General features: G+C 67.3%; 32 protein-coding genes. 11 read left to right on the top strand and 21 right to left on the bottom strand.

The features are described 5' to 3' along the window. Positions 1–72: 72 nt before the first annotated feature. Both OO69_RS09525 and OO69_RS09520 read right to left on the bottom strand, forming a co-directional pair. Positions 73–444 (bottom strand): holo-ACP synthase, encoded by a 372-nt coding sequence (locus OO69_RS09525; RefSeq protein WP_033280039.1) that lies wholly within the window; start codon positions 442–444, stop codon positions 73–75. Between the two features lie 34 nt (positions 445–478). After that, positions 479–1,387, bottom strand: coding sequence for a hypothetical protein (locus OO69_RS09520; RefSeq protein WP_033280038.1), 909 nt, complete (start codon positions 1,385–1,387; stop codon positions 479–481). Positions 1,388–1,888: 501 nt separating this feature from the next. Here OO69_RS09520 and OO69_RS09515 point away from each other — a divergent pair. The 3 genes from OO69_RS09515 (at position 1,889) to OO69_RS50050 (ending at position 4,047) form a co-directional block, all read left to right on the top strand. Then, a complete protein-coding gene (locus tag OO69_RS09515; protein ID WP_033280037.1) occupies positions 1,889–2,788 on the top strand; it encodes a helix-turn-helix domain-containing protein in 900 nt (299 codons plus the stop codon). Between the two features lie 236 nt (positions 2,789–3,024). After that, complete coding sequence (locus OO69_RS51885; RefSeq protein ID WP_158713365.1) at positions 3,025–3,357, top strand: hypothetical protein; 333 nt, start codon at positions 3,025–3,027, stop codon at positions 3,355–3,357. 465 nt (positions 3,358–3,822) lie between these two features. After that, positions 3,823–4,047: a DUF397 domain-containing protein gene (locus tag OO69_RS50050; RefSeq protein WP_078652355.1), complete on the top strand. Its 225-nt coding sequence runs from the start codon at positions 3,823–3,825 to the stop codon at positions 4,045–4,047. 207 nt (positions 4,048–4,254) lie between these two features. On the opposite strand, the gene OO69_RS09510 is transcribed toward OO69_RS50050, so the two are convergent. Then, positions 4,255–4,665: a hypothetical protein gene (locus OO69_RS09510; protein WP_033280036.1), complete on the bottom strand. Its 411-nt coding sequence runs from the start codon at positions 4,663–4,665 to the stop codon at positions 4,255–4,257. Positions 4,666–4,796: 131 nt separating this feature from the next. On the opposite strand from OO69_RS09510, the gene OO69_RS09505 reads away from it, so the two are divergent. Next, on the top strand, positions 4,797–5,243 hold the full coding sequence (locus OO69_RS09505) for a hypothetical protein (protein ID WP_234444388.1): 447 nt from the start codon (positions 4,797–4,799) through the stop codon (positions 5,241–5,243). A gap of 200 nt (positions 5,244–5,443) precedes the next feature. Here the strand turns inward: OO69_RS09505 and glmS are convergent, their stop codons facing one another. Further along, positions 5,444–7,291, bottom strand: coding sequence for a glutamine--fructose-6-phosphate transaminase (isomerizing) (gene glmS / locus OO69_RS09500; RefSeq protein ID WP_033280034.1), 1,848 nt, complete (start codon positions 7,289–7,291; stop codon positions 5,444–5,446). 223 nt (positions 7,292–7,514) lie between these two features. Here glmS and OO69_RS09495 point away from each other — a divergent pair, with 223 nt between their 5' ends. The 6 genes from OO69_RS09495 (at position 7,515) to OO69_RS09470 (ending at position 12,719) form a co-directional block, all read left to right on the top strand. After that, a complete protein-coding gene (locus OO69_RS09495) occupies positions 7,515–8,852 on the top strand; it encodes a hypothetical protein (protein ID WP_033280033.1) in 1,338 nt (445 codons plus the stop codon). Positions 8,853–8,984: 132 nt separating this feature from the next. Next, on the top strand, positions 8,985–9,266 hold the full coding sequence (locus OO69_RS09490) for a hypothetical protein (RefSeq protein ID WP_158713364.1): 282 nt from the start codon (positions 8,985–8,987) through the stop codon (positions 9,264–9,266). After that, a complete protein-coding gene (locus tag OO69_RS09485) occupies positions 9,263–9,688 on the top strand; it encodes a hypothetical protein (RefSeq protein ID WP_033280031.1) in 426 nt (141 codons plus the stop codon). Before OO69_RS09490 ends, OO69_RS09485 begins: the two co-directional genes overlap by 4 nt. A gap of 81 nt (positions 9,689–9,769) precedes the next feature. Continuing rightward, entirely contained in the window at positions 9,770–10,687 is a 918-nt protein-coding gene (locus tag OO69_RS50045) for a CbrC family protein (RefSeq protein ID WP_234444387.1), read from the top strand. 102 nt (positions 10,688–10,789) lie between these two features. Continuing rightward, positions 10,790–11,758: a type I pantothenate kinase gene (coaA, locus tag OO69_RS09475; RefSeq protein ID WP_199810912.1), complete on the top strand. Its 969-nt coding sequence runs from the start codon at positions 10,790–10,792 to the stop codon at positions 11,756–11,758. Between the two features lie 16 nt (positions 11,759–11,774). Then, the gene (locus tag OO69_RS09470) at positions 11,775–12,719 is read left to right on the top strand and encodes a DUF389 domain-containing protein (protein WP_033280029.1); all 945 of its coding nucleotides are present in this window, start codon (positions 11,775–11,777) and stop codon (positions 12,717–12,719) included. Here OO69_RS09470 and glmM read toward each other — a convergent pair. The 3 genes from glmM to rplM form a co-directional block, all read right to left on the bottom strand. Beyond that, positions 12,716–14,074: a phosphoglucosamine mutase gene (glmM, locus tag OO69_RS09465; RefSeq protein WP_033280028.1), complete on the bottom strand. Its 1,359-nt coding sequence runs from the start codon at positions 14,072–14,074 to the stop codon at positions 12,716–12,718. The genes OO69_RS09470 and glmM overlap by 4 nt on opposite strands. Positions 14,075–14,318: 244 nt before the next feature. Further along, on the bottom strand, positions 14,319–14,846 hold the full coding sequence (rpsI, locus tag OO69_RS09460; RefSeq protein ID WP_019055538.1) for a 30S ribosomal protein S9: 528 nt from the start codon (positions 14,844–14,846) through the stop codon (positions 14,319–14,321). 46 nt (positions 14,847–14,892) lie between these two features. Next, a complete protein-coding gene (gene rplM / locus OO69_RS09455; protein ID WP_013001400.1) occupies positions 14,893–15,336 on the bottom strand; it encodes a 50S ribosomal protein L13 in 444 nt (147 codons plus the stop codon). A gap of 348 nt (positions 15,337–15,684) precedes the next feature. Between rplM and OO69_RS09450 the strand changes: the two genes are divergently transcribed. Then, positions 15,685–16,560 (top strand): hypothetical protein, encoded by an 876-nt coding sequence (locus OO69_RS09450; RefSeq protein WP_033280027.1) that lies wholly within the window; start codon positions 15,685–15,687, stop codon positions 16,558–16,560. Between the two features lie 40 nt (positions 16,561–16,600). Here OO69_RS09450 and truA read toward each other — a convergent pair whose 3' ends face one another. From truA to rplR, 14 genes are all read right to left on the bottom strand, one after another. Continuing rightward, complete coding sequence (gene truA / locus OO69_RS09445; protein ID WP_033280026.1) at positions 16,601–17,446, bottom strand: tRNA pseudouridine(38-40) synthase TruA; 846 nt, start codon at positions 17,444–17,446, stop codon at positions 16,601–16,603. Between the two features lie 126 nt (positions 17,447–17,572). Beyond that, complete coding sequence (gene rplQ / locus OO69_RS09440) at positions 17,573–18,067, bottom strand: 50S ribosomal protein L17 (protein WP_033280025.1); 495 nt, start codon at positions 18,065–18,067, stop codon at positions 17,573–17,575. Positions 18,068–18,150: 83 nt separating this feature from the next. After that, positions 18,151–19,173 carry a DNA-directed RNA polymerase subunit alpha gene (locus OO69_RS09435; protein ID WP_019055532.1) on the bottom strand — a complete coding sequence of 341 codons (1,023 nt, stop codon included), beginning with the start codon at positions 19,171–19,173 and terminating at the stop codon, positions 18,151–18,153. 127 nt (positions 19,174–19,300) lie between these two features. Next, a complete protein-coding gene (gene rpsK, locus OO69_RS09430; RefSeq protein ID WP_003956432.1) occupies positions 19,301–19,705 on the bottom strand; it encodes a 30S ribosomal protein S11 in 405 nt (134 codons plus the stop codon). A 69-nt stretch (positions 19,706–19,774) separates the two neighbouring features. Next, positions 19,775–20,155, bottom strand: a complete 381-nt coding sequence (rpsM, locus tag OO69_RS09425) for a 30S ribosomal protein S13 (RefSeq protein ID WP_019055531.1) — start codon at positions 20,153–20,155, stop codon at positions 19,775–19,777. A gap of 205 nt (positions 20,156–20,360) precedes the next feature. Continuing rightward, a complete protein-coding gene (rpmJ, locus tag OO69_RS09420; protein ID WP_003998809.1) occupies positions 20,361–20,474 on the bottom strand; it encodes a 50S ribosomal protein L36 in 114 nt (37 codons plus the stop codon). 59 nt (positions 20,475–20,533) lie between these two features. Continuing rightward, a complete protein-coding gene (infA, locus tag OO69_RS09415; RefSeq protein ID WP_003948620.1) occupies positions 20,534–20,755 on the bottom strand; it encodes a translation initiation factor IF-1 in 222 nt (73 codons plus the stop codon). 225 nt (positions 20,756–20,980) lie between these two features. Beyond that, a complete protein-coding gene (gene map, locus OO69_RS09410) occupies positions 20,981–21,817 on the bottom strand; it encodes a type I methionyl aminopeptidase (protein WP_033280024.1) in 837 nt (278 codons plus the stop codon). A gap of 129 nt (positions 21,818–21,946) precedes the next feature. Beyond that, positions 21,947–22,612 (bottom strand): adenylate kinase, encoded by a 666-nt coding sequence (locus tag OO69_RS09405; protein WP_033280023.1) that lies wholly within the window; start codon positions 22,610–22,612, stop codon positions 21,947–21,949. Continuing rightward, the gene (secY, locus tag OO69_RS09400) at positions 22,612–23,925 is read right to left on the bottom strand and encodes a preprotein translocase subunit SecY (protein ID WP_033280022.1); all 1,314 of its coding nucleotides are present in this window, start codon (positions 23,923–23,925) and stop codon (positions 22,612–22,614) included. Before secY ends, OO69_RS09405 begins: the two co-directional genes overlap by 1 nt. Before the next feature lie 259 nt (positions 23,926–24,184). Then, positions 24,185–24,640, bottom strand: coding sequence for a 50S ribosomal protein L15 (gene rplO / locus OO69_RS09395; RefSeq protein WP_019055527.1), 456 nt, complete (start codon positions 24,638–24,640; stop codon positions 24,185–24,187). Positions 24,641–24,642: 2 nt separating this feature from the next. Next, positions 24,643–24,825, bottom strand: coding sequence for a 50S ribosomal protein L30 (gene rpmD / locus OO69_RS09390; RefSeq protein ID WP_006376032.1), 183 nt, complete (start codon positions 24,823–24,825; stop codon positions 24,643–24,645). After that, positions 24,825–25,430, bottom strand: coding sequence for a 30S ribosomal protein S5 (rpsE, locus tag OO69_RS09385; RefSeq protein WP_006376045.1), 606 nt, complete (start codon positions 25,428–25,430; stop codon positions 24,825–24,827). The genes rpmD and rpsE overlap by 1 nt, the downstream gene beginning before the upstream one ends. 37 nt (positions 25,431–25,467) lie before the next feature. Next, positions 25,468–25,851, bottom strand: coding sequence for a 50S ribosomal protein L18 (gene rplR, locus OO69_RS09380; RefSeq protein WP_019055526.1), 384 nt, complete (start codon positions 25,849–25,851; stop codon positions 25,468–25,470). Position 25,852 lies beyond the last annotated feature (1 nt).

The following is a 25,852-nucleotide window of genomic DNA, read 5'->3' as shown; positions in this document are numbered from 1 at the left end:
CCGCACCCGCACACCCGACGAAACCGGCACCCGCCAACGGCGATCTACCTCCACGGGGGCCGCCCCCACCCGTCACCCCTCCGCGATCACCACCGCAGAAGCCACCCCCGCGTCATGGCTCAACGAAACATGCCAGGACCGCACCCCCAGCTCAGCCGCCCGAGCCGCGACAGTCCCGGTAACCCGCAACCGAGGCCGCCCAGTGTCCTCGACGTACACCTCGGCATCCGTCCAGTGCAGCCCGGCCGGCGCCCCCAGCGCCTTGGCGAGCGCCTCCTTCGCCGCGAACCGGGCGGCGAGGGAGGCGGGCCCTCGCCGCTCCCCGCTCGGCAGCAGCAACTCACTGTCCAGGAAAAGCCGTTGGGCCATCCCGGGCGTACGCGCCAGCGACGCCGCGAACCGTTCGATCTCGGCCACGTCGATACCAACACCGATGATGCTCATGCCGAGCACCCTACGAGCAGCCGGGGCAAGGTGATCACTCGGTGGCGAACGGGGTCTGACGGATGAAGGAGAAGCCGTAGGATTTCCCGTTCCAGACCGACTGTCCGCTGACGTACCAGGCGTTCCAGCTGTGCCAGAACATCCGGTTGATCTGCAGATCACTGCCGGCGGCGCCGTTGAGGGGCGCGAAGTAGTAGTTGCCGAGGATGGGGGTGCGCTGCTGGTCGTAGGACCAGGTGCCGAAGGGTGCCGGTCCCCGGTAGGGCCACAACTGGCGCCAGCCGGCGCCGCGTTCCAGGTCCCAGAAGTCGAACACCACGGCCATTTCGGCGCCGTTGCCGGCGTAGGGCACCGCGTACACGCGCAACGACGCGTTGCGCCCGTCGTGGTTGCCGTCATAGGTCGCGTACCACATGGCGGGGGGAAGTCCGGGGGCGTAGCCCTGGTCGAGGCGGCCGCCCAGCCAGTCGTTCCAGGTCTTGAACGGGCGGGCCGGGGTGATGTACGCCCGGTTCGTACCCTGGCGCCAGAAGCTGAAGCCGTACTCCTTGCCGTCCCAACGCGTGCGCCCGGAAAGGGAGTTGTCCGACCAGGTGTGCCGGTGCAGGACGAGCCATTCCTTGGTGCCGCTGTTCCCGGTGAGGTTGATGTTCTCCAGTCGGTCCGCTTCCAGCGGGACGTTGTACACGTCCGCCGCGTAGGACACGTCGCGGTCCAGGTCGGTCAGGCGGAGCTGCACCACATACTGCGGGCCCAGCGAGAACACATTGACGACGAGCCGGGCGTGACGCCCGTCCAGACTGCCGTCCCACGTCCCGTCGAACCCGCGCACATCGGACGCCGCGGCCGGAGCCGCGGCCCCGAGGGACACGGCCCCGGCCCCCAGCACCACCCCACCGGCGAGCTTCATGGCGTGGCGGCGGCTGAGCGAACGGTCGGTCATCGCGATTCCCCCAAACTGATCGGCCCGGGCCCAACTCCCGGGCGCCACCTGCGCTTTAACTCGGGGCGGCATATGCACCACCCCAGCGCCAGACACGCAGAGTACACAAGAAGTCACGGTGCGCGACAGGGTGAAATTCCGCGAGCTCCCACCCCCGGGGTGACATGCGCGGCACCCCGGGCCACCAGGGCCGTAGCGAGCCACTCCGCCTGCGGAGCACGTCGGACGCAGATAGCACAGAGAGGACCGCACCACCCGGATGAAGACATGTCGGTACGTCAGATCCGATACGGTAACGGCCACCATGCTGACAGGCGGCAGGTGAGTTGCAGTTCTGCGACATCGCAGACTGCGACCTGGCTTCCTGCCAGACGCGCTCAGCACTCAGACCCCCGACCAGCACGTCAGGTATTCCGAGTGCGCAACTAGTGAGGCCTTTCCTGGCGATATGACAATCTGCTACATTGCACATCGGACCTTCACTGTTGGGAGGTGGCGATCGTGAGCACACCGAGCGCCGCCGTACAACGCCTGCGCCTGAGGACAGAGTTGCGCAAGGCACGAAATCAAGTGGGACTGACGCAACGTGAAGTCGCCACGAAAATGTATTGGAGTCCCTCCAAGCTGATCAGGATCGAAGCCGGAGAGGTCGCGATCTCCGTCAATGACCTCAAGGCATTGCTGATCGAGTACGGAGTGACCGATCGCCGCAAGATCGATGAACTGTTGCAGTTGGCGCGCAGCAGTCGGAAGATGCCGTTCAGCGAATACCGGGATGTGCTGAGCAAGGAGTTTCTCACCTTCCTGGCTCTTGAATCATCCGCTTCGATCATTCGCGGGTTTCACTTCTTCGTGGTTCCCGGGCTCTTCCAGACCGAGGAATACATGCGGGCCATGGCCGCGGGGACCGGGCAGGCCACCTCACCGGAACGCCTGGACAGACTTGTCGAAGCCCGCTTGTCCCGTCAGGAAATCCTGGAAGGGGACGAGGGCCCAAAGCTGTTCATGATCCTCGACGAGTCGGTCATCCGTCGGCAGATCGGTGGCCCGAAAGTCATGCGGTCCCAGCTCGACCGACTGGCGGACCTGGCCTCGCACCCGAGGATCACCATCCAGGTCCTGCCCTTTGGCGTGGGCGCCCATCGCGGGCTGATGGGCCCCTTCACACACTTCGAGTTCCGCGAGGACGGCATGCCGGACTCGATCCATCTTGAGAACCCGCGAGGCGAGTCGTATGCAAGCAACGACCCCGAGGTCACCGGCCGATATCTGGAGACCTTTTGGGGACTGGAGGATCAGGCACTCCTGGACAACATCGGCCCCATTCTGCGGAACGTGGCAGCCGGTAGCGGCCAGGACAGCCCTGACCTGACGCTGCCCGCGCCCGCCGAGACCTCCTGACAGCGGCGCGACGAAACCCGGAGATCAGGAACGGCGAACAGGACGGCCACACCCCCGGACCCGGCTACGGGTCACCGGCCCCCAGCCAGTCGAACCGCGAAGCAAGGCGCCTCCCGCAGCTGCACCCATGGCTGCGGTTTCTGACGACGGATCACCGAGGTGACCGATGGCAAGGTCGCAGGTTGGCACAGGCGGTCGCACCCGACGCCGCCGGCGACGGGTGCGGGGGTGTGGACATGGCCGGACGTAGGCGAGTTGAGACCTGGGTCCACATCTGCAACGAGATCATCCATGACGTACTGCCGTCCCGTACGCGCACGGTGCATCTTCTGTGGGTCGTCACCCTCCCGCCGGCGATACTCGGGGGCTTCTTCACCGTGCTCTTCACCGTACTGATCCCGGATCCCCGCGGCTGGCTCGGCGTACTGGGCTGCAGCACCGGCGTGATGGTCACAACACGGCTGCGGAGGTGGCTCAAGTCCCGCGCATTGTCCGCCGTGTCTGACTCACCAACACCCGGTGAGCCACCTGCTGGAGAGAGTGCCCCCACCACCCCGCAGCCACCGTGACGACCAGTGCCACCAGGATTCCCCATGCCATCGAGCCGAGCATGCGAGCCGCACCGTATCCAGCGCCGAACGCCAAGGTTCCGGATACGAAAACGTAGGCAGCCTGCATCCAGAACAAAGATCGAGGAGAGCAAGAGAGAGCCGAACGCGTCATCGGTCGTCCCCTCGTGAGATGGACTGTCCTCAGCCTATCGCGCCACAGCCCGGAAGAAGGGATTCCGGAACCATTCAAGAGGGCCTCGAATTCGCCAAGTTGAAGATACTGGTCAGCCGTACAAGTCCCGGCGCGATGTGTCATGTCCTTCCCCGCGAGGCATTGTTACGGTGAAGGCGAGTGCTGGCTTTCCCGTGTGTGATCACGCGGGCTGAGGGGGACGAGGGCCCGTAACCGGACGGCGGCAGGTGGCACTCTGTCGAGTGAGCCGGATCGGCAGTCCCTCCGCATGCAAGGCGGAGGAGGCATGAGTGACAGAGCCGTGGGCGTGGCGCAAGAGCAGCTATAGCGATGTCAATCCGGATAACTGCGTCCAGATCGCTTGGACCGGTGGCCGAATCATGGTCCGTGACACCAAGAGCAGGGAGTACGCCACCCTCCGTTTCACCCCGGCGAGTTGGGCAGCATTCCTGGCGAAGGCGGGTCCGTGGACCGCATACGGCGGAGGCTCAGACGTCGACGGTCGTTCAGCCTGACGCGCGATGGCGCGCGTCATGACTCGGCCGGTCAGGTCGTCAACACGGCGCCTGTCACATCGCCACCAGGCGGCGCGGGGTGGCCGATCGTCCACGGGCCCGGAGACAGACCGCTCCTTCGGAATCCGTCTCCGATCCTCCAGGGATCGAGGTTCGGAGACGGATTCCGACCAACGGCACCACCGCTGAGCATGAAGCCCGGCCGGTTCACGCGGCGTCGAGGGCTCCGGTGATCTTGCGGATCATCTCCAGCATGACCGGGCTGGGCTCGCCCTTCTTGGGCCGTACGGCCGCTTCGAGGGCGACGAGGACGGTGCCGCGGAAGTTGTCGGCCTCGGCCGGGTCCTGCTTCTTGAGCAGACCCATGGCGGCGGTGAGGGCCGGCAGCACCTGATCGGCGATCTCGGCCACGGACTTGCCGTCCAGGTTCGGGATCTTCGAGTTCTCGGCGAGCACGTACCCGACCGGCCCGGTCGCCGAGGCCAGCGCGAGGCTGCCCTGGGTGGCGATCCGGTGCGGCGACCCGGCGGTGGCACCGGCGGCGGCCATCAGCGTGATGGCACCGTACGCGGCGGTACGGAGGGTGAGCTTGTCCTGGTCGGTGAGGTTGATGGCCATGGTGTGCGCTCCTGGGTTCGTCGGTTCCACTCCGGCTGTGCACCGGCTTCCTTCTGACACAGAGCCTGCGCGCACCGGGTTTCACGACGCCCTCAGCGCGCTTTCAGCGGAGCGCAACTAGCCTGAAGGCCATGCATCAGGCCCGAAGGCGCGACAGGCGCCCCGCTCATCGAGCAGGAACGGCCCAACACCGGGTTCCGGCCTCGGCAGTTGAGGTCGAGGACGCCGACGTGGTGATCGTCGGCTATTTCTCCGGCAAGCAGAAGGACTGGGCCGAGCTGATGGACGCGGCGGCGCGGAAGTTGGGGGAACGCGGTGCGCGGGTCGTGGGCCGGATCGTGCAGCGGCGGGGCGTCTCGGCCGGCGGTGCCAAGAAGATGGCGTTGCCCTATTCCTCGCGGACGCTTCTGACGTACGGCAAGGCCCGCGAGGCGGCGGCACTCTGCGAGCGGACGAACGCCGACGCGGCGGTCTTCGTGGGCAGCCTGACGCAGCGTCAACGCAGGGTACTGACAGGGATGTTGGGCTGTGCGGTGGTCAGCCTCGCCGAAGCCCTGGCATCTGACACATCCGCCTGAACACCCAGGCGCTGCGCCCCTCCACCCACCGCGCACGCAGCGCGTCGTCCCCCTCGACCTCAACCTGAAAAGTGTGACACTTTCTACAGAAGTGTCACACTTTTTCGGAGAGGTGGCCCGGCCGCCACCGTCACGTCCCCGACCGGAGCCTTCACCTCCTTCGTGGAAGCCCTAAAGCCGATTCACTCCACCCACTCCGCTCACTCCACCGTCACCGACTTCGCCAGGTTCCGAGGCTGATCAACCTCGTTGCCCCGAGCCGTAGCCAGCTCACAGGCGAACACCTGCAACGGCACGGTCGCGACCAGCGGTTGCAGCAACGTCGGTGTGGCCGGAATCCGGATCAGGTGGTCGGCGTACGGGACGACCGTCTCGTCGCCCTCCTCCGCGATCACGATCGTCATCGCACCGCGCGCCCGGATCTCCTGGATGTTGGACACGATCTTGTCGTGCAGAACCGACCGCCCACGGGACGAGGGAACGACGACGACCACCGGCATCCCCTCCTCGATCAGCGCGATCGGCCCGTGCTTCAACTCCCCCGCCGCGAAGCCCTCGGCGTGCATGTACGCCAACTCCTTGAGTTTCAGGGCGCCTTCGAGAGCGACGGGATAACCGACATGCCGGCCCAGGAACAGCACGGTGTTCTTGGAAGCCACCGACCGCGCCAACTCCCGTACGGGCTCCATGGTTTCGAGCACCCGCTCGACCTCACCGGAGATCTGCGACAGGTCCCGGATGACGGCCTGGATCTCGTCGCCCCACTTCGTGCCCCGCACCTGACCGAGATACAGCGCGACCAGATAGCACGCCACCAGCTGCGTCAGAAACGCCTTCGTCGACGCTACGGCGACCTCGGGCCCGGCGTGCGTGTACAGCACCGCGTCCGACTCACGGGGAATCGTCGACCCGTTGGTGTTGCAGATGGCCAGGACCTTCGAGCCCTGCTCCCTCGCGTGCCGTAGCGCCATCAGCGTGTCCATCGTCTCGCCGGACTGGGAGATCGCGATGACCAGGGACCGCGCGCCCAGGATCGGATCCCGGTACCGGAACTCGCTCGCCAGCTCCACCTCGCAGGGAATCCGCGTCCAGTGCTCGATGGCGTACTTGGCGATCATGCCCGCGTGGAAAGCCGTACCGCAGGCGACGATGACGACCTTGTCGATCTCCCTCAACTCATGGACGGGGATGCGGACTTCGTCGAGCGAGAGCAGGCCCGCCGCGTCGATGCGGCCCAGCAACGTGTCGGCGACCGCCTTCGGCTGCTCGGCGATCTCCTTGAGCATGAAGTAGTCGTAGCCGCCCTTCTCCGCGGCGGACGCGTCCCAGTCGACGTGATACGAACGCACCTCGGCCGGAGCCCCGTCGAAACCGGTGACCGTCACCCCGTCCCGCCGCAGCTCGACCACCTGGTCCTGCCCCAGCTCGATCGCGGAGCGCGTGTGGGCGATGAACGCGGCGACGTCGGAGGCGAGAAATGCCTCCCCTTCCCCCACCCCGACCACGAGCGGCGAATTACGCCGCGCACCCACGACCACATCCGGCTCGTCCGCGTGCACCGCGACCAGCGTGAACGCGCCCTCAAGCCGCCGGCACACCTGCCGCATCGCCTCCGCCAGATCCCCGCACCCCGAGAACTCCTCGGCCAGCAGATGCGCGACCACCTCGGTGTCCGTGTCCGAGGCGAGATCGTGCCCGCGCTCCGCCAACTCGGCCCGCAGACAGGCGAAGTTCTCGATGATGCCGTTGTGGACGACCGCGACCCGCCCCGCGTTGTCGAGATGCGGGTGGGCGTTCGCGTCCGTCGGCCCGCCGTGCGTGGCCCAGCGCGTGTGCCCGATGCCCGTCGACCCCGCTGGCAACGGGTGATCGACCAGTTCCTTCTCCAGATTGACGAGTTTCCCCGCCTTCTTGGCCGCCGCCAGCCCGCCGTCCGCGAGCACGGCGACACCCGACGAGTCGTACCCCCGGTACTCCAGCCGCTTCAGTCCGGCCATCACCACATCAAGCGCCGACTGCGACCCCACGTATCCCACGATTCCGCACATGCGCCGCAGCCTAGGCGCCGGAGCCCGTCCGAACACGGCACTTCTTGCCCGATTTCGGAAATTGTGGCCATGATCGAAAACCGGCCACCCTTGCTCAGGACACCCACCACCTGCCTAAAGTGACGCGCGCTTGACCGGATCTTGACCAATCCGCCAATCCATAGACGTCCAGTTCAAGCCGTCGACCAGCGGCCAGCGACCAGCGCCCGGGGGAAACCACACCATGGCCAGACAACGCGAACCGCTCTTCGCGTTCTACGAGGACGACTTCGGGCTGAGCGCGCTCGCCGGGAAACTCGCCTCGGCCACCGCACCCGACCTCGGACGAGCACAGGAGTTCGCCGCCGAGGTGGCCGGTGACTGCGAAGGCGAAGGCGCCGTGGAACTCGGCGTGGACATCCGCTGCCTGCTCGACTCCGGTCTGCCGGACGAGACACTGCGCGCGGCCTGGTCGGCGGCCACACACGAGCGCTTCGACCCGGCGGACTTCGGGACGGACCTCCACGGCTGGCTGACCCGGCTCGCGGAGCTGTACCCGGCCCGGCCCCGCAGGAAGCCCCAGGTGTACTGGCCCTCGCCACCGCACCCCGAGTTCGCGGAAGAGAACCTGCGCGCGGCCGTCGTAGCCGAAATACGTGTCTCCGCCGCCCAGTTGAGGCGCGCGCTGGTACACGGCGGTGCCGGGCGGACCTTGCCCGCGACGGTTCCCGAGGCCCTGGAGGACATCGCCGGGCAGGCCGACGGGGAGACCGGATTCCGCCTCTTGCTCCGCGTCCTGAAAGCCTGGGCGGTACCGGTCGCCAAGGATCAGTACGACCGCCTCATGGAGCTCTCCTCGGAACTCGGCCGGCCAGGACCGCTGATCTACGACGGTCTCGACATCCAGTGGCTGCCCATCGACCCGGCTCGACGCGACCGCTCGGGAGACTTCGGCATCTCGGTCCTGGCGGAGCGCTTCTCCACCTTCTGGGAGGAACCCACGGCACGGGAGGGCGTGGCGCGCGCCGCGACGTTCGACGACTCCGCGGAAACCCCGGGCACCGCGGCGGCACTGCTGTTCGAGGACGTCTCCCGCCTCCTGAACTCCCCGGTGAGCGCGGCCACCGTCGCCACCCTGTGGCTGGCCGTGTCCGACCGGGGCCTCAACATCGACCGGCTCGGCATCGACGGGCGGGACTGGCTCGGGCTGATCGCGGACGTGTGCGAGGAACGCCTGCGGGAGGTCGCCCCCGCCTACGCACCCGTCGTAGGACCGGTTCGGACCGCGCTCACCCAGCCGGTGCTGGAGGCGATCGACGAGGCGACCCCGGCGCTGGCGACCCGGACGATCAGCGCCCACTGGCTGGGAATTCCGGGCGCGGCCGCGGTCGACGCCCTGAAGGAGGTCGTCACCCACGCCGACCCCGACCTCGGCTACCGGCTGTTCCTCCGGCTGCTCGCCGTGCTGTCCGTACCGCTCGCCCCGCCCCGGTACGCCGCTTACCGGGCCCTCGGCGACCAGTTCGGCTACGGCACGTCCCATGTGCAGGACGCCATCGGCCACCTCGCCCCGGAGAACTGACCGAGCGACCGGAGACCCCATGCCCGACCACCCCATGTTCGACCTGCCCCCGAAAGCTCCGCCGGAGACCATCGAGGCGCGCGTGGCGCTGGCCGGGCAGGCGCTGTGATCTACGTCGATCCCGACGCCGAAATGGCTTCGGCGCCCGTGTCCCTGAGCTGGAGATGCGACCCCGCCATGCTCGGGGCGGCCGTCGACAGCCTCACCTCCGGTGATCCCGACGCACCCGTCGTCCGTTATTCCGGGATCATCGGCCTGCACATGCAGAGCGCGCTGATCAACATCCTGCTGTCGGCGGGAGTCCTCGCGACGCCGGACAACGACACCATGAACCCGGACCACGTCCTGGTCTTCGGGACGATGCCCGACCCGACGCCCGCCCCGCGTCCCACGCCCGCTCAGGAGACCCCATGACGGACACTCCCCGATTCGACCTGCCCCCGAAAGCCCCACCGGAGATCGTCGAGGCGCGCCAGGCACTGGCCGGGCAGGTGTGTCAGGCACTGCGGCTCGTCGGTTTTCCCGTGGACCGGGGTGACCTCAGCGGCGGGCCGCACTACCTGCCCGGCGTGGACGTGCACGTCACGCCGTTCGTCGACGGCGGGGTGTACGCGAACTGGCACACGGACGCGGAGTTGCGCGACCCCGCGCTCGACCTCTTCGCGAAAGGCATCGACTACGCGAACCCGCCCCCGGCCGTGCGCCACCACAGAACGGTGCTCAACCACATGCAGGCAGCCCTCATGGGAATCCTCGCCTCGGCGGGGTTCGAGGTCGAGGAACCGGACCGGCACGGGCACGGAAGCATGGTCCTGGTGACGGGCTTCCGGCACTGATCCACCCGGCCCTGATCCATCCGTTTCCTCTGCCACCCGGCCCGGCCCGACTCAGGAAACGCGACGAAAGGAGCTGACGACGTGAGCTACAGCCTGTACCTGTGCCGGTTCGTCGACGGAGAACCGGCCCCGATGGACGAGACCGCGATACGCGACGTGCTCGCAGCACTCGAAGCACTCGCAGCACTCGCAGCCGAGGACGGCGGAACAGCGGACGTCCACGGCGACGCCCACGGGCTCACCTTCCACCGCCCCTCCCCCGGACGCGTCCTCGACCTCGTCGCCGAACTCGCCCGCCGGACCGGCGCGGTGGTCGTCCCGGACGGCCGCCCGGCGATCCTGACGACCGAGGCCGACCGGAGACACCTCCCGGAAAACCTGCGGGCGGAGGCGATCGTGGTCCCGCCGCCGGCTCTGACCGGGCAGGCCGTCTCCCTCGCCATCGCCCCGCAGCCGGAACCACGCCAACGGCCGATCCTGCCCCGGTTCCCGTACCACCCGAACCCCGTCGCCACCGGTTCCGTAGCCGCCTCCGACGAACCCTGCGTCTGCTGCAGGCAGGAACGCGGCTGGGTGTACACCGGTCCCGTCTACGCCGCCGACGCCCCGGACGCCGGTATCTGCCCGTACTGCATCGCCTCCGGAACCGCCGCCGAACGCTACGACGCCTCCTTCGCCGACACCGTCGAGGGCGACGTACCCCGGGATGTCGTCATGGCCGTCCTGACCCGCACACCGGGGTTCACCGCCTGGCAGTCCCCGTACTGGCTGACGCACTGCGGCGACGGCGCCGCGTTCCTCGGGCCCGCCGGAAGCAAGGAGCTCGCGGCGTATCCCGACGCCGTCGACCACCTCCGTCGGCAGTGCGCCGCGTGGAAGTGGCCGCCCGACCAGGTCGAGGACTTCCTCGACTCGCTCGACAAGGACGGCGGGCCGACCGCGTACCTCTTCCGCTGCCGGGTCTGCGAGACCCGTCTCGCCTACGCGGACTTCACCTGACCACGCCCAAAGTGACCCCCACGCCTCCCCACGTGACGCACCCCACCCACCACCCCGTTCAAACTCCGTTAACAATGGACTGTGATCTCTCCGGTCTCCCCGATGCCCCGGAGCGCCCACCGGCACAAGCCGGAGGCGACTCCCTACGTCGACCTCACCCGAGCCGAGTGGAGCGCGCTGCGCGACAAGACGCCGCTGCCGCTCACCGCCGAGGAGGTCGAGAAGCTGCGCGGCCTGGGCGATGTCATCGACCTCGACGAGGTGCGTGACATCTACCTCCCGCTGTCCAGACTCCTCAACCTCTACGTCGGCGCCACGGACGGCCTGAGAAACGCGCTGAACACCTTCCTGGGCGAGCAGGGCTCCCAGTCCGGCACGCCGTTCGTGATAGGCGTCGCGGGGTCGGTGGCCGTAGGGAAGTCGACCGTCGCGCGACTGCTGCAGGCGCTGCTCTCCCGCTGGCCCGAGCACCCCCGCGTCGAGCTGGTCACCACCGACGGGTTCCTGCTCCCCACCCGGGAGCTGGAGGCGCGCGGGCTGATGTCGAGGAAAGGCTTCCCCGAGTCGTACGACCGCCGCGCGCTCACCCGCTTCGTCGCCGACATCAAGGCGGGCAAGGACGAGGTCACCGCCCCCGTCTACTCCCACCTGATCTACGACATCGTCCCTGCCCAGCGGCTCACCGTCCGCCGCCCGGACATCCTGATCGTCGAGGGGCTGAACGTGCTCCAGCCCGCGCTCCCGGGCAAGGACGGCCGGACCCGCGTCGGGCTCGCCGACTACTTCGACTTCAGTGTGTACGTCGACGCGAGCGCCGAGGACATCGAGCGCTGGTACCTGAACCGGTTCCGCAAGCTGCGCGCCACCGCGTTCCAGAACCCCGACTCGTACTTCCGCAAGTACACCCAGGTCTCCGAGGACGAGGCCGTCGACTACGCCCGCACCCTCTGGCGCACCATCAACAAGCCCAACCTGGTGGAGAACATCGCCCCCACCCGAGGCCGCGCCACCCTCGTCATCCGCAAGGGCACCGACCACAAGGTCCAGCGGCTCAGCCTGCGCAAACTGTGACGGCTACCCTGCCCGCATGCTGCACCTCCGCCTGATCACCCCCGCCGACCGCACCGACGACGTGGTCCGACTCATCGAGACGACGGTCGGCACCGCCCACCTCATCGTCATGACCGGCGCCGCCCGCAACCCCGCCGGCGACGTCGTCATGTGCGACGTCGCCCGCGAGGCCGGCGACGAACTCATCGGCGCGCTACGGCAGTTGGGGCTGGACCGCACCGGTTCGATCGCCGTCGACGACATCGGCCTCTCGCTGTCGGATCGGGCGGACCGGGCCGAGGAGGACGCGCCCGGCGAGGGTGCCGACGCCGTGCTGTGGGAGCACCTCGCGGACGCCACGCACGAGGAGTCGACGCTCACCGTCACCTACGTCGCGTTCCTGACCGTCGCCACGATGCTCGCGGCCTGCGGTGTGATGCTGGACAACGCGATCCTGATCGTGGGCGCGATGGCCGTAGGACCGGAGTTCGGGCCGCTCGCCGGGATCTCCACGGCGCTGGTGCGGCGGGCGCCGCGGCTGGTGTGGCGGTCGCTTTGGGCGCTGCTCGCCGGGTTCGCCGCGGCCATGGTGCTGACGGTGGGCTTCAGTTGGCTGCTGGACGCGTTCGGGCTGTTCGAGAAGTCCATGGTGCAGGCGGCCCGGCCCAACACCGCCTTCATCTGGAAGCCCGACTGGATGTCCTTCGTCGTGGCCTTCCTGGCCGGCATCGCGGGCACCCTGTCCCTCACCTCGGCGAAGTCCGGTGCGCTGATCGGCGTCGCGATCTCGGTGACGACCGTCCCGGCCGCCGCGAACGCCGCCGTGGCCTTCAGCTACCGCGACTACTCCCAGACGTGGGGCTCCAGTTGGCAGCTCCTCGCCAACCTCGGCGGGATCGTCGCGGCGGGCACGCTCACGCTCCTGGCCCAGAAGGCCTTCTGGGCCTGGCAGCGCGAGCGCACCACCGCTCAACTCACCTAACCGAGCGCCGACTTCACCGCATCGGCCAACCGCCCCGCCACCGACCGGGCCTGGTCGATGTCGGCGGCTTCCACCATCACGCGTACCAGCGGCTCGGTGCCGGAAGGACGCAGCAACACCCGCCCCGTGGACCCGAGTTCACGCTCCGCCTCGGCGACCGCGGCGGCCAGGTCGGCAGAGGTGCCGACGCGGGTGCGGTCCACGTCCGGGACGTTGATGAGTACCTGCGGCAGCCGCGTCATCACGGACGCGAGGTCCTTGAGCGTACGGCCCGTGTCGGCGACCCGCGCCGCCAGCATCAGGCCGGTCAGCGTGCCGTCACCGGTCGTCGCGTGGTCCAGGATGATGACGTGGCCGGACTGCTCGCCGCCCAGGGCGTAGCCGTGCTCCTTCATCTCCTCCAGGACGTAGCGGTCGCCGACCGCGGTCTGGACGAGCGTCAACCCCTCGCGTTCCATGGCCAGTTTGAAGCCGAGGTTCGACATGACGGTCGCGACGACGGTGTCGGAGCGCAGTGCGGAACGCTCCCGCATCGCCAGCGCGATCACGGCCATGATCTGGTCCCCGTCGACCTCTTCACCGGTGTGGTCCACGGCCAGGCAGCGGTCGGCGTCACCGTCGTGCGCGATGCCGAAGTCCGCGCCGTGCTCGACGACCGCGGCCTTGAGCAGACCCAGGTGGGTCGAGCCGCAACCGTCGTTGATGTTCAGCCCGTTCGGGTCCGCGCCGATCGTGATGACCTCGGCACCGGCCCGCGAGAACGCCTCCGGCGAGACCCGCGAAGCGGCACCGTGCGCCTCGTCGAGGACGATCTTCAGCCCGTCGAGCCGGTTCGGGAGCACGCCGATGAGATGGGCGACGTACTGGTCGAACCCCTCGTTGTAGTGCCGGACCCGGCCGACGCCCGAGCCGGTCGGGCGGTCCCAGGGGGCGCCGGTGCGGTGCTCGTCGTAGATCTTCTCGATCCGGTCCTCCAGCTCGTCGTCGAGCTTGTGCCCGCCGCGGGCGAGGAACTTCACCCCGTTGTCCGGCATGGCGTTGTGGCTCGCGGAGAGCATCACGCCGAGGTCGGCGCCCAGCACGCCGGTGAGATACGCCACCGCGGGGGTGGGCAGCACGCCGACGAGCAGCACGTCCACGCCGGCGCTGGCCAGGCCCGCGACCACCGCGGCCTCCAGGAACTCCCCGGACGCGCGCGGGTCCCGCCCGACCACGGCCGTCGCCCGGTGGCCCGCGAAGGTACCCGCCTCGGCGAGTACGTGCGCCGCCGCGACGGAGAGCCCGAGGGCCATCTCGGCCGTCAGATCCGCGTTGGCGACACCGCGCACGCCGTCCGTGCCGAAGAGTCGTCCCACTTGTCCTCCTGAGGAAGGCGAAAGTCCTGCAAGGCCGAAGTCCTGCAAAGCTGAAAGTCCTGCACCGCTGAAAGTCCCGCAACGCCTGAGTTCCGCGTTCCGGACATACGATGCCTGTTCATCCGATCACACAAGCCTTTGAGCGTCTTGTGCCGTTATACGCCCCCGGCTGTGATAAACGAACGCCCCGACGGCACAAGTGGCGTGCCGCCGGGGCGTTCGGAGTACAGACAGCAGGCGCGATTTAGCGCTTGCTGTACTGCGGGGCCTTGCGGGCCTTCTTGAGACCGGCCTTCTTGCGCTCGACCGCACGGTCGTCGCGACGGAGGTAACCGGCCTTCTTGAGGGCGGCGCGGTTGTTGTCCACGTCGGCCTCGTTCAGCGCGCGGGCCACGCCGAGGCGCAGGGCACCGGCCTGACCGGAGACGCCGCCACCCGAGATGCGGGCGATGACGTCGTAGCGGCCGTCGAGCTCGAGCACCTTGAAGGGCTCGTTGACTTCCTGCTGGTGCACCTTGTTCGGGAAGTAGTCCTCGAGCGTGCGCCCGTTGACCTTCCACTTGCCGGTGCCGGGCACGATGCGGACGCGCGCGATGGCGTTCTTGCGACGGCCCAGGCCGGCGGCCGGCTGCGGGTCGCCGAAGCGGCCGGCGAGCGACTCCGACGTGTACTCACCCTCGACGGGGACGTCGGACTCGGTGGTGTAGCTCTCGATGTCGACGAGCTCGGTCTCGGTCTCTTCGACCGGCTGCTCAACGGTGGTCTCGGCCACGGTTCTCCTCAGATTCTTTTCTGTCTTAGGGGGTGTGTGGCCGGAACTACTGCGCGACCTGGGTGATCTCGAACGGCACCGGCTGCTGGGCAGCGTGCGGGTGCTGGTCGCCCGAGTAGACCTTCAGCTTGCTGATCATCTGACGGCCCAGGGTGTTCTTGGGGATCATGCCCTTGATGGCCTTCTCGACGGCCTTCTCGGGGTTCTTCGCCAGCAGCTCGTCGTAGCGGACGGAGCGCAGACCACCCGGGTAACCGGAGTGGCGGTACGCCAGCTTCTGGGTCTTCTTGTTGCCGGACAGGTGAACCTTGTCGGCGTTGATGATGATGACGAAGTCGCCCATGTCCATGTGCGGGGCATAGGTCGGCTTGTGCTTGCCGCGGAGGAGGTTCGCGGCAGTGGTAGCCAGACGGCCGAGGACGATGTCCTGGGCGTCGATGACGTGCCACTGGCGAGTCACATCGCCGGGCTTGGGGCTGTACGTACGCACTTCGTAGCCTTCACTTCTTCAGTGGATAGGGCCTGACACATGGCATCACTGAAGCGATCGTGCAGCTGGGGACGACAATGCCGGGGACCCTGCCCGTATGCCGCCCACTGGTAACTGCTCCAGGGAACCTACGTAAGGGCCTCTCGTCCGGTAAGGACCAAGCCGATACGCATAACAAACCGTAAGAGTACCCGCGCCGCCCCGGACGGGTCAAAACGCGGTCGGCGGGACCGGAGCGGGCGCGGAAAGCGACGGCGGAAATACTTACCGTGACACACCCAACGTCAGTTGCTCCAGGGCTCATTGAGGCGCACCCGCACGCCCGTTGCCCCGTCTAGGATGCCTCCCATGAGCTTTGGGCAGGGGGGACCCCAGTCCCAGTGGGATCCCTGGAAACCGCAATCGCAGCAGCCGTGGGGCGGCAACGTCGACGACGAGACCCCGGACTGGGCCGCGCTCGCCGACCAGGCGGAGACGCGCAACCGGCGCAAGAGACTGCTGCTCATAGTCGGCGGCGCGCTCGCGACGGTGGGCGTCGGCACGGCCGTGGCCATGGCCGTGATGTCGGCGAACGACGACACGAGCGCGTCGGGCAAGCCGACGAACCTGCCCGCGAGCGCCTCCGTGCCCAGCACCGACGCGACCTCGCCGTCCTTCGCGCCGACCAGCGCGCCCCCGCCGCTGGACCCGAAGGAGTTCATCTCCAGCAAGGCGAAGGACACGGCACCACTCAGCCCCGCGACCCTCTTCCCGGGCACCCAGCTGACGGTCGCCTCCACCGTGTACAAGAAGGGCCCGACGGCCGACACCACCAACTGCGCCTCGGTCGCCTCCGGCACCCTCCCCAAGATCCTCACCGCGGACGGCTGCACCCGCCTCATGCGGGTCTCGTACATCAAGGACGACATCGCGGTCACGGTCGGTGTGGCCCTCTTCGACACCGAGGCACAGGCGACGAAGGCCAAGGCCCAGGCGGACACCAAGAGCGCCGTCAGGTCACTGTCCGGCAAGGGCATCAAGGCCTTCTGCGACGGCGCGATCTGCCGTACGACGACCAACGCCTACGGCCGCTACGCCTACTTCACCGTCGCCGGTTTCACCAACGGCACGGACGTGACGGCGAAGGACACCAAGGTCTTCACGATCGGCGACGACCTGGCCAAGTTCGCCTTCGACCAGATCCACGCCCGCGGCGAGGCCCAGGCTTCGGCGGCGGCCCAGTAACACCCGGGGCGCCAACAGGAGTTGGCGCCCACCCGGCCCCTCAGTGCAGAGTCCCCCGCACCCGCCGGGCCAGCAACTGCCGCTCCGCCAGCCCCTCGTCGGCCGGATAGGCGACCTCCTCCAGGGTCAGCCCGTGCGGCCGTACGACATGCACGGCACTGTCCCGCACCCCCGCGTCCAGCACCTTCCGCGGCCACTCGGCGCCCCGGTGACCGTCGCCGACGAACACCAACGCGCCCACCATGGACCGCACTTGGTTGTGGCAGAAGGCATCGGCACGCACCTCGATCTCGACGACCCTGTCGTCCCGCCGCCGCACCCCGAAGTCGAAGATCTCCCGAACGGTCGACGCGCCCTCGCGCTTCTTCGCATAGGCGGCGAAGTCATGCTCCCCCACAAGGGACTTGGCGGCGGCGTCCATCACGTCGACGTCCAACTCCCAGTCGTGCCACAGCACATGGTTACGCAGCAACGGATCGACTCCCCCCGGCCGATCCCCCACCCGATACACATAACGCCGCCACAGAGCCGCGAACCGCGCGTTGAACCCCTCCGGAGCCTCCGCCACGCCCCACACCCGCACATCCTTCGGCAACCGCCCCGCAAGCCGCTTCAACAGCTTCTCGCGGTGCTCCGCCCACAACTCCCCCGGCAGATCGACATGCGCCACCTGCCCCCGGGCATGCACCCCGGCATCGGTCCGCCCGGCCACGGTCAGGTCGTACGCCACCGCCCCCGACCGCGTCACCGTCCGCAACGCATCCTCGACCTCCCCCTGCACAGTCCGCCGCCCCCCGGCCTGCTTGGCCCACCCGGAGAACAGGGTCCCGTCGTAGGAGAGATCGAGCCGTACGCGGACGAACCCAGCCTCTACGTCATCACTCACACCGAGATCCTTTCACCTACACAAAAGTGGGCCCGTCCCAAGAAGGAACGGGCCCACTGAAGCGCCCCGTTAGGGGCGCGGGGAACTGCGCGACCAGCCACAGCGGACCGGCAGCCAAAAACGGTGTTACGCGTCCTTGGCCTCTTCGTCAGCCTCAACCGGCTTCGCGTCCTCGACGACCTCAACCGGAGCCGCAGCCTCGGTGTCCTTCGCCGCACGCTTGGTCGCCGCCTCGGCCTCACCGGTCGCAGCCTGCGCGACGGTCAGGGCCTCGACGAGCTCGATGACAGCCATGGGCGCGTTGTCGCCACGACGGTTACCGATCTTGGTGATACGGGTGTAGCCACCGGGACGGTTCTCGTAGCGCGGGCCGATCTCGGTGAAGAGCGTGTGGACGATGCTCTTGTCCGTGATCACCTGAAGCACCTGACGGCGGTTGTGAAGGTCGCCCTTCTTGCCCTTGGTGATCAGACGCTCGGCGTACGGCCGCAGCTTGCGGGCCTTCGCCTCGGTGGTGGTGATACGGCCGTGCTCGAAGAGGCTCTTCGCAAGGTTCGCGAGCAGCAGCTTCTCGTGCGCGGCACTGCCGCCCAGACGGGCACCCTTGGTGGGCTTCGGCATTTCTTTCTCCTTGGTATCTGCCCCGGCCGTATCAGGTACCGGGGTCAGGACCCGGCGAGCGGACGCTCACCGGCAACAACCGATCAGTACTGCTCGGTCTCCACGAAACCCGCGTCCACATCGTCGTCGGCGCCAAAGGCATCGGCGGCGGCGGTCGGGTCGAATCCGGGCGGGCTGTCCTTCAGGGCCAGGCCCATGCCGGCCAGCTTCGCCTTGACCTCATCGATGGACTTCGCACCGAAGTTGCGGATGTCCAGGAGGTCGGCCTCGGAACGAGCCACGAGCTCACCCACGGAGTGGATGCCCTCGCGCTTGAGGCAGTTGTACGACCGAACGGTGAGCTCCAGCTCCTCGATCGGCAGGGCGAGATCAGCGGCAAGGGCGGCGTCCGTGGGGGACGGGCCCATGTCGATGCCCTCGGCGTCGATGTTCAGCTCGCGGGCGAGACCGAACAGCTCCACCAGGGTCTTACCGGCGGACGCCATGGCGTCACGCGGCCGCATGGCCTGCTTCGTCTCGACGTCGACGATGAGCTTGTCGAAGTCGGTCCGCTGCTCGACACGCGTGGCCTCGACCTTGTACGTGACCTTCAGCACCGGGCTGTAGATGGAGTCGACCGGAATACGGCCGATCTCCTGGCCCACCTGCTTGTTCTGCACGGCGGAGACGTAACCGCGGCCACGCTCGACCGTGAGCTCCATCTCCAGCTTGCCCTTGCCGTTGAGCGTGGCGAGGACGAGATCGGGGTTGTGCACCTCGACACCGGCCGGGGGCGCGATGTCGGCGGCGGTGACCAGACCCGGACCCTGCTTGCGCAGGTACATCACGACCGGCTCGTCGTGCTCCGAGGAGACGACCAGCTGCTTGATGTTGAGGATCAGGTCGGTGACGTCCTCCTTGACGCCCGGCACGGTGGTGAACTCGTGCAGAACGCCGTCGATCCTGATGCTGGTGACAGCCGCACCGGGGATCGAGGAGAGGAGCGTACGACGCAGGGAGTTGCCGAGGGTGTAGCCGAAGCCCGGCTCCAGCGGCTCGATCACGAACCGGGAGCGGAATTCGTCGACGACCTCTTCGGTCAACGAGGGGCGCTGAGCGATCAGCATGTGATGAATCCTTCAGTCATGGACACCCACTATTTGATGTCCGACTAGTACTCCAAGGGTACGGGCGGCACGCCACCGAAGTGCCATACCGCCCGAAACCCAAGACAACCGTACGCCCGACGAAAAGTCAGACGCGGCGGCGCTTCGGCGGACGGCAGCCGTTGTGCGGGGTGGGGGTGACGTCCTGGATGGAGCCGACCTCGAGGCCAGTGGCCTGGAGGGAGCGGATCGCGGTCTCGCGACCGGAGCCCGGGCCCTTCACGAAGACGTCAACCTTGCGCATGCCGTGCTCCTGCGCGCGACGGGCGGCCGACTCGGCGGCCATCTGCGCGGCGAAGGGGGTGGACTTGCGCGAGCCCTTGAAGCCGACGTGGCCGGCGGAGGCCCAGGAGATCACGTTGCCCGAGGGGTCCGTGATCGAGACGATCGTGTTGTTGAACGTGCTCTTGATGTGCGCGTGGCCGTGAGCGACGTTCTTCTTTTCCTTGCGGCGCACCTTCTTGGCAGCGCCCTGACGACCCTTGGGGGGCATCTATTACTCCTACGGGGAGGTGGTCGGTCCTACAGCGAAGACCGCTGGTGAAGCGTTGTCCGCTGCGGACTACTTCTTGCCCGGCTTCTTCTTGCCGGCGATGGCGCGACGCGGACCCTTGCGGGTACGAGCGTTCGTGCTGGTGCGCTGACCGCGAACGGGCAGACCACGACGGTGACGGAGACCCTGGTAGCAACCGATCTCCACCTTGCGGCGGATGTCGGCCTGGATCTCGCGACGGAGGTCACCCTCGGTCTTGATGTTGGCGTCGACGTACTCACGAATCGCGACGAGCTGCTCTTCCGAGAGGTCGCGAACGCGGGTGTTGGGGTCGATGCCGGTCTCGGCCAGCGTCAGCTGGGAAAGGGTCCGACCAATGCCGAACACGTAGGTGAGGGCGACCTCCACGCGCTTTTCGCGCGGGATGTCGACACCGGAAACGCGTGCCATTCAATGGCTCCAGTTGATCTTCGGAGGTCTTCCGCAGAACCGGATCCCAGCCGCCGGCCTCTTCCGCAGAAGACTTGGTACGGCGTGGGTCCCCAGCCTCCGAGCCGGGGGTGTCGGGCGCCTACTACGCCCGGGTCCTGCGTATGAACATGTATTGCTCGCGTCGCGCGAAACTCTGCGAAAGATGCAGAGGGAAGGTCGTGCGTCAGCCCTGGCGCTGCTTGTGGCGCGGGTTCTCGCAGATGACCATGACCCGACCGTGACGGCGGATCACCCTGCACTTGTCGCAGATCTTCTTGACGCTCGGCTTGACCTTCATTGGTGAGGTTCTCCGGGTCAGTTGCCTTCGGCGCCGCTTGCGCGGAACCTGGGCAAGATCTACTTGTAGCGGTAGACGATCCGGCCACGCGTCAGGTCGTACGGAGACAGCTCCACCACGACCCGGTCGTCAGGGAGGATGCGGATGTAGTGCATACGCATCTTGCCGCTGATGTGTGCCAGGACCTGGTGGCCGTTCTGGAGCTCCACCTTGAACATGGCGTTCGGGAGAGACTCGACGACAGTGCCTTCGATCTCGATGGCACCTTGCTTCTTGGCCACGCTTCGCCCTTCGAATCGACTACCTTGATCGACTCGGTGCGTTCCCCTTGCGGGGTGCATGCGGACATGCGGGTGCACGAGAGCCGACGAGTCAGTCTACGTCAGGCCACTCGGAAAGACGAATCGAGGAAGGATGCCCCAGAGCGGAGATCACTAAGCACGCGGAGGGCTTTTAGGGGCGCGGGGAACTGCGCGACCAGCCCCCACCGGCGGTCAGCCAGACAACTACGCGAGCGGATCCGGCGCAGCCGTGATCCCATACTCGGCCAACTTCGCCGTACCACCATCAGGAGCCGTCAGCACAAGCGGCCCCTCCTCGGTCAAGGCAACCGAGTGCTCCCAGTGCGACGACCAGGTCCCGTCCGTCGTGATGACAGTCCAGTCGTCCGAGAGCACCTCGGTCTTAGGGGTCCCCAGCGACACCATCGGCTCGATGGCGAGGCAGAACCCCGGCACCAGCTTCGGCCCCTTGCCCCGCCGCTTCTCGACGTAGTTCAACAGGTGCGGGTCCATGTGCATCTCCGTACCGATGCCGTGACCGCCGTAGTCCTCGACGATCCCGTACTTGCCCCCACCCGGCTTCGGCTGCCGCCGGATGTACGTCTCGATCGCCCGCGAGATGTCCACCAGCCGATTACCGAGCTTCATCGCCGCGATCCCGGCCCACATCGACCCCTCGGTCACCCGCGACAACTCAAGCAGCTCCGGAGAATGCCCCGACCCCACGAACGCGGTGTACGCCGCATCGCCATGCCACCCATCGATGATCGCCCCGCAGTCGATGGAGATGATGTCGCCGTCCTTCAGCACCACGTCCTCGGACGGGATCCCGTGCACGACGACCTCGTTCACCGAGGTGCAGATCGTCGCGGGGAAGCCGCCGTAGCCGAGGAAGTTCGGCTTCGCGTTGTGGTCCGCGAGGACCTTGCGGGCGACCTCGTCCAGATCCTTCGTGCTGGCGCCGGGTACGGCCGCCTCACGCGTGGCCGCGTGGATCGCGGCGACGACCAGCCCCGCCTCGCGCATCTTGGCGATCTGCTCGGGGGTCTTGATCTGCACCATGGGGGCCTGCGCTCTCCGTCTTCCGCGACACAAAGAATGGCTGTACAAAACGGCCGGCCACACAATGGCCGTACACAACAGTACGACCGCGGCACCCCTGTGGGCACCGCGGCCGGATCTGTCAGCTGACTACTTCGCGCTCTCGTCCTCGTGCTGCAGCGCGTCCAGCGCCCGCTGCGTGATCTCTTCCACCGGACCGAGCGAGGAGATCGTGACCACCAGGCCCTGGGCCTTGTAGTAGTCGATGATCGGCTCGGTCTGCGTGTGGTAGACCTCCAGGCGGGTGCGGACCGTGTCCTCGGAGTCGTCGTCGCGCTGGTACAGCTCGCCGCCGCACACGTCACAGACGCCGTCCTGCTTCGGCGGGCTGTACGTCACGTGGAAGACGTGGCTGGAGTCCTTGCGGCAGATGCGGCGGCCGGCGATGCGCTTGACCACCTCGTCCTCGGAGACCTCCAGGTCGAGGACCGCGTCCAGCTTGATGCCCTCGGTCTTCAGCAGCTCGTCCAGCGCCTCGGCCTGCGACACATTGCGCGGAAAGCCGTCCAGCAGAAAGCCGTTGACCGCGTCCGGCTGCTCCATGCGGTCCTTGGCCATCGCGATGGTGACCTCGTCCGGGACCAGGTTGCCCGCGTCCATGTAGGACTTCGCCAGTTTGCCGAGTTCCGTGGCCTGACTGATGTTGGCACGGAAGAGGTCGCCCGTGGAGATGTGCGGGATGTGCAGCGTCTTGGCGAGGCGCACAGCCTGCGTTCCCTTACCGGCACCCGGCGGCCCGACGAGGACGATTCGCATCAGCGGAGGAACCCTTCGTAATTGCGCTGCTGGAGCTGGCTCTCGATCTGCTTCACCGTCTCGAGACCGACACCCACGATGATCAGGATGCTGGTCCCGCCGAACGGGAAGTTGCCGCTTGCGTTGAAACCGACCAACGCCATCGTCGGTACGAGAGCGATCAGACCCAGATACAGCGAACCCGGCCAGGTGATCCGGTTGAGTACGTAACTCAGGTACTCAGCGGTGGGCCGGCCAGCCCGGATGCCCGGGATGAAGCCACCATACTTCTTCATGTTGTCCGCGACTTCCTCGGGGTTGAACGAGATCGCCACGTAGAAGAACGCGAAGAAAACGATCAGCAGGAAGTAGCTGACCAGGTAAATCGGGTGGTCACCCTTGGTCAGGTTGGTCTGGATCCAGGTCTTCCAGCCGGACGTACCGCCGGAGAACTGAGCGACCAGAGCCGGGATGTAGAGCAGCGACGACGCGAAGATGACCGGAATCACACCGGCCTGATTGACCTTCAGCGGGATGTAGGTCGAGGTACCACCGTAGGAACGGCGGCCGATCATGCGCTTCGCGTACTGGACCGGGATCCTGCGCTGGGCCTGCTCGACGAAGACCACGAGGCCGACCATCACCAGGCCGACGAGGATGACGGTGCCGAACTCGATCCAGCCGCCGGCCAGCGTGCCCTGCTTCTTGATGGCCCACAGCGCGGACGGGAAGGTCGCGGCGATCGAGATGAACATGAGGATCGACATGCCGTTGCCGATGCCGCGGTCGGTGATGAGCTCGCCGAGCCACATCACGACGCAGGTGCCGGCGGTCATGCAGACGACCATGGTGATGGTGGTGAAGATCGACTGGTCCGGGACGATCTGATTCGCCGTCGGGCAGCCCGAGAAGAGGGCGCCGCTGCGGGCGGTGGCCACCAGACCGGTGCCCTGGAGGATGGCGAGCGCCACGGTCAGATAACGCGTGTACTGCGTGATCTTCGCCGTGCCGGCCTGCCCCTCCTTCTTGAGGGCTTCGAGGCGCGGGATCACGACGGTCAGCAGCTGCAGAATGATGCTCGCCGTGATGTACGGCATGATGCCGAGCGCGAAGATCGTGATCTGGAGCAGCGCGCCACCGCTGAACATGTTGACCAGACCGAACAGACCCTGGTTGCCGTTCGAGACGTCGATACAGGTCTGGACGCTCTTGTAATCGACGCCCGGGATCGGGACGTGCGTACCGACCCGGTACACCACGATGATGCCGAGCGTGAAGAGCAGCTTCTTGCGCAGGTCGGGTGTCCTGAACGCCCGGGCGAACGCGGTGAGCACGGTGCCTCCTGCGACCCCCGCGTGTGCGCGCGTGAGGTGACGACTAAGTGTGGTTGATGGCCTGTGGAACGAGATTACGGCATGCCAAGACGACGCTGGGTACCAGCCGCACAGCCTACCTACATCAACGCCCCTAGGGGATACCGATCGAAGGTCCCATGAGTCACGACTGCTGAAAAAACGGCCGGGGTCGACCCTCCAGAGAGGGCCAACCCCGGCCGCTGATGCTGACGTTGGTCAGGCTCGGTCCGAAAAGGACTCAGACGAGCTCGGTGACCGTACCGCCGGCGGCAGTGATCTTCTCCTTGGCGGAGCCGGAGACGGCGTCAACCGAAACCTGCAGCGCCACGGAGATCTCGCCCTGGCCGAGCACCTTGACGAGGCTGTTCTTGCGAACGGCACCCTTGGCGACGAGACCCTCTACGGTGACCTCGCCACCCTCGGGGTACAGCGCGCCCAGCTTGTCGAGGTTCACGACCTGGAACTCGGTCTTGAACGGGTTACGGAAACCCTTCAGCTTCGGGAGACGCATGTGGAGGGGCATCTGGCCACCCTCGAAGCGCTCCGGAACCTGGTAACGGGCCTTCGTGCCCTTGGTACCACGACCGGCCGTCTTACCCTTCGACGCCTCACCACGACCCACACGGGTCTTGGCGGTCTTGGCGCCCGGGGCGGGACGGAGGTTGTGGATCTTGAGCGGGTTGTTCTCCGCCATGATCAGTCGACCTCCTCAACCGTCACGAGGTGGCGGACGGTGTGCACCATTCCGCGGAACTCGGGGCGGTCCTCCTTGACGACCACGGTGTTGATCCCCTTGAGACCAAGCGACCGCAGCGTGTCACGGTGGTTCTGCTTGCTGCCGATGTACGACTTCGTCTGCGTGACCTTGAGGCGAGCCATTACGCACCCGCCCCGGCACGTGCACGAAGGAGAGCCGCGGGGGCGACGTCCTCGAGGGGCAGACCGCGGCGGGCCGCGATCTCCTCGGGACGCTGCAGGCCCTTGAGGGCCGCCACGGTCGCGTGCACGATGTTGATCGCGTTGGACGAGCCGAGCGACTTCGACAGGATGTCGTGAACGCCGGCGCACTCGAGCACCGCACGCACCGGGCCACCGGCGATAACGCCGGTACCGGGGGAAGCAGGCTTGAGCAGGACGACGCCCGCGGCCTTCTCGCCCGTGATCGGGTGCGGGATGGTGCCCTGGATACGGGGGACCTTGAAGAAGTGCTTCTTGGCCTCTTCAACACCCTTGGCGATCGCGGCCGGCACCTCCTTGGCCTTGCCGTAACCGACACCGACGGTGCCGTCACCGTCGCCCACCACGACGAGCGCGGTGAAGCTGAAGCGACGACCACCCTTGACAACCTTGGCGACGCGGTTGATCGCGACTACGCGCTCAACGTACGCGGTCTTCTCGGCGGCAGCAGCGCCGCCGTCACGGCCCTTCCGGTCCCGCCGCTCGCCGCCACCGGCACCGCTTCCACGGCGCTGGGGTCCAGCCATTGGATTACCTCTCTCTTTCCGCTAGCTACGGAAGCGACTAGAACTTCAGTCCGGCTTCGCGGGCGGCGTCCGCCAGGGCGGCGATGCGCCCCGCGTACTGATTGCCACCGCGGTCGAATACGACAGCCTCGACACCGGCGGCCTTGGCGCGCTCGGCGACCAGGGCGCCGACCGACTTGGCCTGCGCGGACTTGTCGCTCTCGCCGCCGCGGATCGAGGTGTCCAGGGTCGACGCCGACGCCAGGGTGTGACCCTTGATGTCGTCGATGACCTGGGCCACGATGTGGCGGTTGGAGCGGGTCACGACCAGGCGCGGACGCTCAGCCGTACCGGAAATGTGCTTCCGGATGCGGATGTGACGACGCTTGATGGCAGCACGCTTGTAAGCGTCGCCCTTAGCGATCTTCGTACCGTATGCCATG

Source organism: Streptomyces sp. NRRL F-525, assembly GCF_000716605.1.
In the GTDB taxonomy this organism is placed as follows: domain Bacteria; phylum Actinomycetota; class Actinomycetes; order Streptomycetales; family Streptomycetaceae; genus Streptomyces.
This window is presented reverse-complemented; position numbering and strand designations above follow the sequence as displayed.